The 362-nt window shown below is 59.7% G+C and carries 1 pseudogene; it reads left to right on the forward strand.

What is annotated here, in order from left to right:
- Positions 1-362: pseudogene (locus KP705_RS19490) on the forward strand (IS5/IS1182 family transposase); the annotation flags it as partial.

The following is a 362-nucleotide window of genomic DNA, read 5'->3' on the forward strand; positions in this document are numbered from 1 at the left end:
GTGTTCCTGATGCCAAAACACTCTGGCTGTTCCGTGAGCGCCTGACGCAGGTGGGAGCGATCGAGGGTCTGTTCAACCGTTTTGACGCGACCCTGCGGCACGCCGGCTATCTGCCGATGTCGGGCCAGATCCTGGATGCAACGCTGGTGGCGGCTCCAAAGCAGCGCAACACGAACGCCGAGAAAGCCGATCTCCGGGCAGTCAGTATTCCCGAAGACTGGCAGTACAAGCCGTCAAAGCTGTCGCACAAGGATCGCCATGCGCGCTGGACGCTGAAGTTCACGAAAGCGAAGCGGCAGGACGATGGAACCATGCCGTCGAGTGATCTCGCTATCCCATTCTTTGGCTACAAACCCCACGTC

It is taken from the genome of Gluconobacter sp. P1D12_c, from assembly GCF_018812105.1.
GTDB classification, from domain to species: Bacteria; Pseudomonadota; Alphaproteobacteria; order Acetobacterales; family Acetobacteraceae; genus Gluconobacter; species Gluconobacter oxydans_A.